The 6,300-nt window shown below is 60.4% G+C and carries 12 protein-coding genes and 1 pseudogene; all 13 read right to left on the bottom strand.

Annotated elements, in window-relative coordinates:
* Positions 1 to 58: 58 nt before the first annotated feature.
* Positions 59 to 568 carry a peroxiredoxin gene (locus tag EC845_RS01090; RefSeq protein WP_123295382.1) on the bottom strand — a complete coding sequence of 170 codons (510 nt, stop codon included), beginning with the start codon at positions 566 to 568 and terminating at the stop codon, positions 59 to 61.
* A 92-nt stretch (positions 569 to 660) separates the two neighbouring features.
* Complete coding sequence (rpsQ, locus tag EC845_RS01095) at positions 661 to 930, bottom strand: 30S ribosomal protein S17 (protein ID WP_123295383.1); 270 nt, start codon at positions 928 to 930, stop codon at positions 661 to 663.
* A 9-nt stretch (positions 931 to 939) separates the two neighbouring features.
* Entirely contained in the window at positions 940 to 1,149 is a 210-nt protein-coding gene (gene rpmC, locus EC845_RS01100; RefSeq protein WP_123295384.1) for a 50S ribosomal protein L29, read from the bottom strand.
* A 15-nt stretch (positions 1,150 to 1,164) separates the two neighbouring features.
* Positions 1,165 to 1,581 (bottom strand): 50S ribosomal protein L16, encoded by a 417-nt coding sequence (gene rplP, locus EC845_RS01105; protein ID WP_123295385.1) that lies wholly within the window; start codon positions 1,579 to 1,581, stop codon positions 1,165 to 1,167.
* 25 nt (positions 1,582 to 1,606) lie between these two features.
* A complete protein-coding gene (gene rpsC / locus EC845_RS01110; RefSeq protein WP_123295386.1) occupies positions 1,607 to 2,479 on the bottom strand; it encodes a 30S ribosomal protein S3 in 873 nt (290 codons plus the stop codon).
* A 13-nt stretch (positions 2,480 to 2,492) separates the two neighbouring features.
* Positions 2,493 to 2,825, bottom strand: a complete 333-nt coding sequence (rplV, locus tag EC845_RS01115; RefSeq protein WP_123295387.1) for a 50S ribosomal protein L22 — start codon at positions 2,823 to 2,825, stop codon at positions 2,493 to 2,495.
* A 9-nt stretch (positions 2,826 to 2,834) separates the two neighbouring features.
* On the bottom strand, positions 2,835 to 3,110 hold the full coding sequence (gene rpsS, locus EC845_RS01120) for a 30S ribosomal protein S19 (protein WP_123295388.1): 276 nt from the start codon (positions 3,108 to 3,110) through the stop codon (positions 2,835 to 2,837).
* A gap of 11 nt (positions 3,111 to 3,121) precedes the next feature.
* On the bottom strand, positions 3,122 to 3,946 hold the full coding sequence (rplB, locus tag EC845_RS01125; protein WP_123295389.1) for a 50S ribosomal protein L2: 825 nt from the start codon (positions 3,944 to 3,946) through the stop codon (positions 3,122 to 3,124).
* A 2-nt stretch (positions 3,947 to 3,948) separates the two neighbouring features.
* Positions 3,949 to 4,263 (bottom strand): 50S ribosomal protein L23, encoded by a 315-nt coding sequence (gene rplW, locus EC845_RS01130; RefSeq protein ID WP_123295390.1) that lies wholly within the window; start codon positions 4,261 to 4,263, stop codon positions 3,949 to 3,951.
* The gene (rplD, locus tag EC845_RS01135) at positions 4,260 to 4,880 is read right to left on the bottom strand and encodes a 50S ribosomal protein L4 (protein ID WP_123295391.1); all 621 of its coding nucleotides are present in this window, start codon (positions 4,878 to 4,880) and stop codon (positions 4,260 to 4,262) included. Before rplD ends, rplW begins: the two co-directional genes overlap by 4 nt.
* Positions 4,880 to 5,554 carry a 50S ribosomal protein L3 gene (rplC, locus tag EC845_RS01140; protein WP_123295392.1) on the bottom strand — a complete coding sequence of 225 codons (675 nt, stop codon included), beginning with the start codon at positions 5,552 to 5,554 and terminating at the stop codon, positions 4,880 to 4,882. The genes rplD and rplC overlap by 1 nt, the downstream gene beginning before the upstream one ends.
* A gap of 309 nt (positions 5,555 to 5,863) precedes the next feature.
* Positions 5,864 to 6,175 carry a 30S ribosomal protein S10 gene (rpsJ, locus tag EC845_RS01145; RefSeq protein ID WP_123295393.1) on the bottom strand — a complete coding sequence of 104 codons (312 nt, stop codon included), beginning with the start codon at positions 6,173 to 6,175 and terminating at the stop codon, positions 5,864 to 5,866.
* A 26-nt stretch (positions 6,176 to 6,201) separates the two neighbouring features.
* Positions 6,202 to 6,300: pseudogene (locus tag EC845_RS01150) on the bottom strand (elongation factor Tu); the annotation flags it as partial.

Consider the following 6,300-nt stretch of genomic DNA (forward strand, 5'->3'; position numbering starts at 1 on the left):
GTGAGGTTCATCTCCGCCGCCGGCCTGCGCGATGCAGGCCTGACCGGCGGACGATGCGTCAGGCCGCCTTGGCCTGAGCCAGCAGCGTGCCGGCATCGCTCACTTCGAACTTGCCGGCACCCTCGACGTTGAGGGTGACGACACGACCGTCCTTGACCAGCGCGGAGTAACGGTTGCTGCGCACGCCCAGGCCCTTGGCCGTGAGGTCGAGGGTGAGGCCCATGGCCTTGGCGAATTCGGCGCTGCCATCGGCCAGGAAACGGATCTGGCCGGCGGCCTTCTGATCACGTGCCCAGGCACCCATCACGAACGGATCGTTCACCGACAGACACCAGACCTCGTCGACACCGGCAGCCTTGAAGGCGTCGAGCTGCGCCAGGTAACCGGGCACGTGCTGTGCCGAACAGGTGGGCGTGAAGGCACCGGGAACGGCAAACAGGGCAATCGTCTTCCCGGCAGCGGCCTGCTGCAACGGCACGGGGTTCGGTCCGATGCTGCAGCCTTCACCCGCCACGTCCGAATACTCGGTCAGGGTCAGGGCGGGCAGGGAATCTCCAACTTTGATCATTTGATCTCTCCAAAAAGAAAACGGCCACACATTGTGTGGCCGTTTTGGCTAGGCTGCAGGCTTCGGGAACGAGTCCCTCGCCTGCGCCGGCATTACAGCAGTCCGGCTTTTTGAACCAAGCGGGTCGCTACCCAGTTCTTGGTCTTGGAAAGCGGACGGCTTTCCGTGATTTCGATCACGTCGCCCAGCTTGTACTCGCCATTTTCGTCATGGGCGTGGTACTTGCTCGACTTCATCACGATCTTGCCGTAGAGCTCGTGCTTGACACGACGCTCGACCAGCACCGTCACGGTCTTCGAACGTTTGTCGCTGACCACCTTGCCAACCAAGGTGCGCTTGAGGGATGTTTTAGCTTCCGTCATGGTCACTCCTTAGGCTTTCGCGGGTTCAGCGGCTTGCTTCTCAGCCAGAATCGTCTTCGCACGGGCGATATCGCGGCGGGCGACGCGCAGGGCGGCGACGTTGTTCAGCTGTTGCGTAGCCTTTTGCATGCGCAGGCCAAAATAGGCACGTTGCAATGCAGTCACTTCGGCTGCCAGGGCAGCCACGTCTTTTTGACGCAGGTCAGTCGCTTTAGACATGTCTTCTTCTCCTGATCAAGCGCCGAGTTGACGAGCGACGAACGTGGTGCGCAGCGGCAGCTTGGCGGCAGCCAGGCGGAACGCTTCGCGGGCCAGCTCTTCAGAGACGCCGACGATTTCGTACAGCATCTTGCCCGGCTGGATTTCAGCCACGTAGTACTCGGGGTTGCCTTTACCGTTACCCATCCGAACTTCGGCGGGCTTGGTGGAAATCGGCTTGTCCGGGAAAACACGAATCCAGATCCGACCACCGCGCTTGACGTGGCGGGAAATGGCACGGCGAGCGGACTCGATTTGACGGGCGGTCAGACGACCACGATCCGTCGACTTCAAGCCGAATTCGCCGAACGAGACAGCGTTACCGCGCGTGGCAATGCCGGTGTTGCGGCCTTTTTGCTCTTTACGGTATTTTCTGCGTGCAGGTTGCAGCATGGTTTTTCTCCGTTAACTCGGCTGATTACTCAGCCTTGGCACCGTCAGCTGCTGCAGCTGGCGCGGCTTTGCGGACGCGCTTAACGGTGGATTTGTCTTCACCTGTCGCTTCGGCGGGCTTGTCGCTACCGTCGGCAGGCGCTGCGTTCGTACCGGCGGGGCGACGAGCGCCACCGCGGCGGTCTGCACCGGGACGGGGACCGTCACGACGGGGACCGCGCGGACGGCGTTCCTCTTCGCGGGGTTCCTGCACGGCGGGCAGATCGGTACGACCCAGAGTGTCGCCCTTGTAGACCCACACCTTCACGCCGATCACGCCGTAGGTCGTCTTGGCTTCGGAGAAGCCATAGTCGATGTCGGCACGCAGGGTGTGAAGCGGCACGCGGCCTTCACGGTACCACTCGGTACGAGCGATTTCGATGCCGTTCAGACGGCCTGCAGACATGATCTTGATGCCTTGGGCACCCAGACGCATGGCGTTCTGCATGGCGCGCTTCATGGCGCGACGGAACATGATGCGCTTTTCGAGCTGCTGGGTGATCGAGTCGGCGATCAGTTGAGCATCGGTTTCGGGCTTGCGCACTTCTTCGATGTTCACTGCCACCGGCACGCCCAGCTGGCGCGACAGTTCCTTCTTCAGGTTCTCGATGTCTTCACCCTTCTTGCCGATCACGACGCCCGGACGAGCCGAGAAAATCGTGATGCGGGCGTTCTTGGCGGGACGCTCGATCAGAACGCGCGAGACCGCGGCGTTCTTGAGCTTGGTCTTCAGGTACTCGCGAACCTTGATGTCGTCGGCGAGCATGCCGGCGAAATCGCGGTCGCTTGCGTACCAGCGCGAAGCCCAGTTACGGCTAACAGCAAGGCGGAAGCCTGTGGGGTGGATTTTCTGTCCCATATGCCTATACCTTTCAGTTGCCAACCGTCACGTACACATGGCACGTGGGCTTGCTGATACGGTTGCCACGACCCTTGGCGCGTGCGGTGAAGCGCTTGAGGGTGGTACCTTGTTCGACATAGATGGTCTTGACCCGGAGTTCGTCGATGTCGGCACCGTCGTTGTGCTCGGCATTGGCGATGGCGGACTCAAGAACCTTCTTGATGATCACAGCGGCTTTTTTCTGGGTGAACTGGAGCGTGTTGAGCGCTTGATCAACCTTCTTGCCACGAATCAGGTCCGCAACCAGGCGGCCTTTGTCGACCGACAGACGGACGCCCCGGAGGACTGCACGTGTTTCTGACATGGTCTTTCCTTATTTCTTGGCTTTCTTGTCAGCCGGATGACCCTTGAAGGTGCGCGTCAGGGCGAATTCGCCCAGCTTGTGGCCCACCATCTGGTCGGTGACATAGACCGGCACGTGTTGCTTGCCGTTGTGCACGGCAATGGTCAGACCGATGAAATCGGGCAGAACCACGGAACGACGCGACCAGGTCTTGATCGGCTTCTTGTCCTTGGTGGCCACGGCCTTGTCGACCTTAGCCAGCAAGTGATGGTCAACAAACGGACCCTTTTTAAGAGAACGAGTCATTTGTCAGCCCCTTACTTCTTGCGACGCGACACAATGAAAGTCTGTGTACGCTTGTTGTTACGGGTGCGATAGCCCTTGGTGAGATTACCCCAAGGATCAACAGCATGACGACCTTCACCAGTGCGGCCTTCGCCACCACCGTGCGGGTGATCAATCGGGTTCATGGCCACGCCACGAACGGTCGGGCGGATACCCTTCCAGCGCGTTGCACCGGCCTTGCCCAGTTGGCGCAGGCTGTGCTCTTCGTTGGCCACTTCGCCGATGGTCGCGCGGCATTCGACGTGAATGCGACGGACTTCACCGGAGCGCAGGCGAACCTGAGCGTAGACACCTTCGCGAGCCAGCAGCGTTGCGGATGCGCCAGCCGAGCGGGCGATCTGCGCACCCTTGCCGGGTTGCAGTTCGATCGCGTGGATGGTGGAACCCACGGGGATGTTGCGGATCGGCAGGGTGTTGCCAGCGCGGATAGGCGCTTCGGAACCGGACAGCAGGGATGCGCCGACTTCAACGCCACGGGGGGCGATGATGTAGCGACGTTCGCCGTCTGCATACAGCACCAGAGCGATGTGAGCCGAACGGTTGGGGTCGTACTCGATGCGCTCGACCTTGGCGACGATGCCATCCTTGTTACGGACGAAATCGACGACGCGGTAGTGATGCTTGTGGCCACCGCCCTTGTGACGGGTGGTGATGTGGCCGTTGTTGTTACGACCGGCCTTCTGGAACTGGGGTTCCAGCAGCGGTGCGTAGCCGGCACCCTTGTGCAGGTGGTCACGCGTGACCTTGACGACGCCACGGCGGCCGGGCGAGGTCGGCTTGATCTTGATAACAGCCATGATTAAGCGGCCTCCCCGGACAGGTTCAGCTCTTGACCGGGCTTGAGCGTGACGTAGGCCTTGCGAACGTTGTCGCGGCGGCCGACGGACTTGCCGAAGCGCTTGGTCTTGCCCTTGGTATTCACCACGGAAACACCCTTGACCTCGACCTTGAACATCAGTTCAACGGCGGCCTTGATCTCGGGCTTGGTGGCGCCTTGCAACACCTTGAACGTCACAGCGTTGGACTGTTCGGCAACCAGGGTGGCCTTTTCGGACACGATGGGAGCGATCAGCACCTGCAACAGGCGGCCTTCTTCAAATTTCTGTGTGCTCATGCGAAGATCTCCTTGAGCTTCTCCAGTGCACTCTTGGTGACCAGCACCTTTTTGTAGTGCACCAGCGACAGCGGATCGGCATAGCGGGGTTCGACCACCAGCACGTTCGGCAGGTTGCGCGAAGCCAGGTACAGGTTGTCGTCGATCTGGTCAGCGATCACCAGCACGGACTCGACGCCCAGAGCCTTGAACTTGCTGGCCAGCAGCTTGGTCTTGGGGGCTTCGATCTTGAGATCGTCCACCACGGCCAGACGGCCTTCACGCACGAGTTGCGAGAAGATCGTGGCGATACCAGCGCGGTAAGCCTTCTTGTTGACCTTTTGTGCGAAGTTTTCTTCCGGCAGATTCGGGAAGATGCGTCCGCCCCCACGCCACAGAGGCGAGGAAGTCATACCGGCACGAGCGCGGCCCGTACCCTTTTGCTTGAACGGCTTCTTGGTCGAGTGCTTGACCTGTTCGCGGTCCTTCTGGGCGCGGGTGCCTTGACGGGCGTTGGCTTGATAAGCCACGACCAGCTGGTGCACCAGCGATTCGTTGTACTCGCGACCGAACAGCGTCTCGGGCGCGTCGATCTTCGACGCGGCCTGGCCTTGGTCATTGAGGAGTTCGAGCTGCATCAGTTCGCTCCCTTGGAGATTTTGGCCTTGACGGCGGGATGAACGGTCACGAAACCGCCCTTCGAACCGGGGATCGCACCCTTGATCAGCAGCAGCTGACGGGCTTCGTCCACACGCACGACATCCAGGTTCTGGGTCGTCACGGTGACGTCACCCATGTGGCCCGTCATCTTCTTGCCGGGGAACACGCGACCGGGATCTTGCGCCATGGAAATCGAACCGGGCACGTTGTGCGAACGGCTGTTACCGTGCGATGCGCGCTGCGATGCGAAGTTGTGACGCTTGATGGTGCCTGCGAAGCCCTTACCGATGGAAGTGCCTTGCACGTCGACCTTCTGGCCAGCGGCGAACACAGCTTCGGCCTTGACGACGCCACCAGCCTGGTATTGGCCAGCCACATCGGCTTCGACACGGAATTCACGAATGATTTCGCCGGCTTCGACGCCAGCCTTGGCCAGGTGACCAGCCAGGGGCTTGGTCACGCGCGATGCCTTGCGGGCACCAAACGTCACTTGCAGTGCGACGTAGCCATCATTCTCTTGGGACTTGACCTGGGACACGCGGTTGTTGGACACATCCACCACCGTGACGGGCACTGTGTCCCCGTCATCGGTGAACAGACGAAGCATGCCCACCTTGCGGCCCAGCAACCCCAGACGATTGCTTTGACTCATTTCATATTCTCCTGACGCCCCACTCTGCCGCACATTGCAGCAAGCTGGCGTCTGGGTTTCGACAGTCCCGACTTCAATTGGCCGGGGCCCTAATTTCCACACATCCAGATCTTTTCCGCCTTGCAACACAGAAGCCGGACCTTGCGATCCGGCGGCCTGACCGCATGCACGAAAAAAATCCACTTGATGCGTGGAAAGTCGAGCATTGTAGCCCCTGCACATTTTTTTGGCAAACAGCAGGCTACGACCCGACCCATGAAAAAACCGGGCTTGCGCCCGGTCTTCATGAAACAAACAACAGCGGGATGTTTACTGCAGTTTGATTTCGACGTCCACGCCGGCCGGCAGGTCCAGCTTCATCAGGGCGTCGACCGTCTTGTCGGTGGGGTCAACGATGTCCATCAGACGCTGGTGCGTACGGATTTCGAACTGGTCGCGGCTGGTCTTGTTGACGTGCGGCGAACGCAGGATGTCGAAACGCTTCAGGCGAGTCGGCAGGGGCACGGGGCCCTTGACGATGGCGCCGGTACGCTTGGCGGTGTCCACGATTTCAGCTGCCGACTGGTCGATCAGCTTGTAGTCGAATGCCTTGAGGCGGATGCGGATCTTTTGCTTGCTCATTTGTATTCCTTGATGAACGCTGGGGATCAAGCAACGATCTTGGCAACCACACCGGCGCCGACGGTCTTGCCGCCTTCGCGGATGGCGAAGCGCAGGCCTTCTTCCATGGCGATCGGGGCGATCAG

Source organism: Comamonas sp. BIGb0124 (assembly GCF_003752175.1).
GTDB lineage: Bacteria > Pseudomonadota > Gammaproteobacteria > Burkholderiales > Burkholderiaceae_C > Comamonas_F.

What these genes read in the sequence shown, in the direction of transcription:
- EC845_RS01090 (WP_123295382.1), bottom strand. Translation starts at nt 568, where the DNA reads ATGATCAAAGTTGGAGATTCCCTGCCCGCCCTGACCCTGACCGAGTAT.
- rpsQ (WP_123295383.1), bottom strand. Translation starts at nt 930, where the DNA reads ATGACGGAAGCTAAAACATCCCTCAAGCGCACCTTGGTTGGCAAGGTG.
- rpmC (WP_123295384.1), bottom strand. Translation starts at nt 1,149, where the DNA reads ATGTCTAAAGCGACTGACCTGCGTCAAAAAGACGTGGCTGCCCTGGCA.
- rplP (WP_123295385.1), bottom strand. Translation starts at nt 1,581, where the DNA reads ATGCTGCAACCTGCACGCAGAAAATACCGTAAAGAGCAAAAAGGCCGC.
- rpsC (WP_123295386.1), bottom strand. Translation starts at nt 2,479, where the DNA reads ATGGGACAGAAAATCCACCCCACAGGCTTCCGCCTTGCTGTTAGCCGT.
- rplV (WP_123295387.1), bottom strand. Translation starts at nt 2,825, where the DNA reads ATGTCAGAAACACGTGCAGTCCTCCGGGGCGTCCGTCTGTCGGTCGAC.
- rpsS (WP_123295388.1), bottom strand. Translation starts at nt 3,110, where the DNA reads ATGACTCGTTCTCTTAAAAAGGGTCCGTTTGTTGACCATCACTTGCTG.
- rplB (WP_123295389.1), bottom strand. Translation starts at nt 3,946, where the DNA reads ATGGCTGTTATCAAGATCAAGCCGACCTCGCCCGGCCGCCGTGGCGTC.
- rplW (WP_123295390.1), bottom strand. Translation starts at nt 4,263, where the DNA reads ATGAGCACACAGAAATTTGAAGAAGGCCGCCTGTTGCAGGTGCTGATC.
- rplD (WP_123295391.1), bottom strand. Translation starts at nt 4,880, where the DNA reads ATGCAGCTCGAACTCCTCAATGACCAAGGCCAGGCCGCGTCGAAGATC.
- rplC (WP_123295392.1), bottom strand. Translation starts at nt 5,554, where the DNA reads ATGAGTCAAAGCAATCGTCTGGGGTTGCTGGGCCGCAAGGTGGGCATG.
- rpsJ (WP_123295393.1), bottom strand. Translation starts at nt 6,175, where the DNA reads ATGAGCAAGCAAAAGATCCGCATCCGCCTCAAGGCATTCGACTACAAG.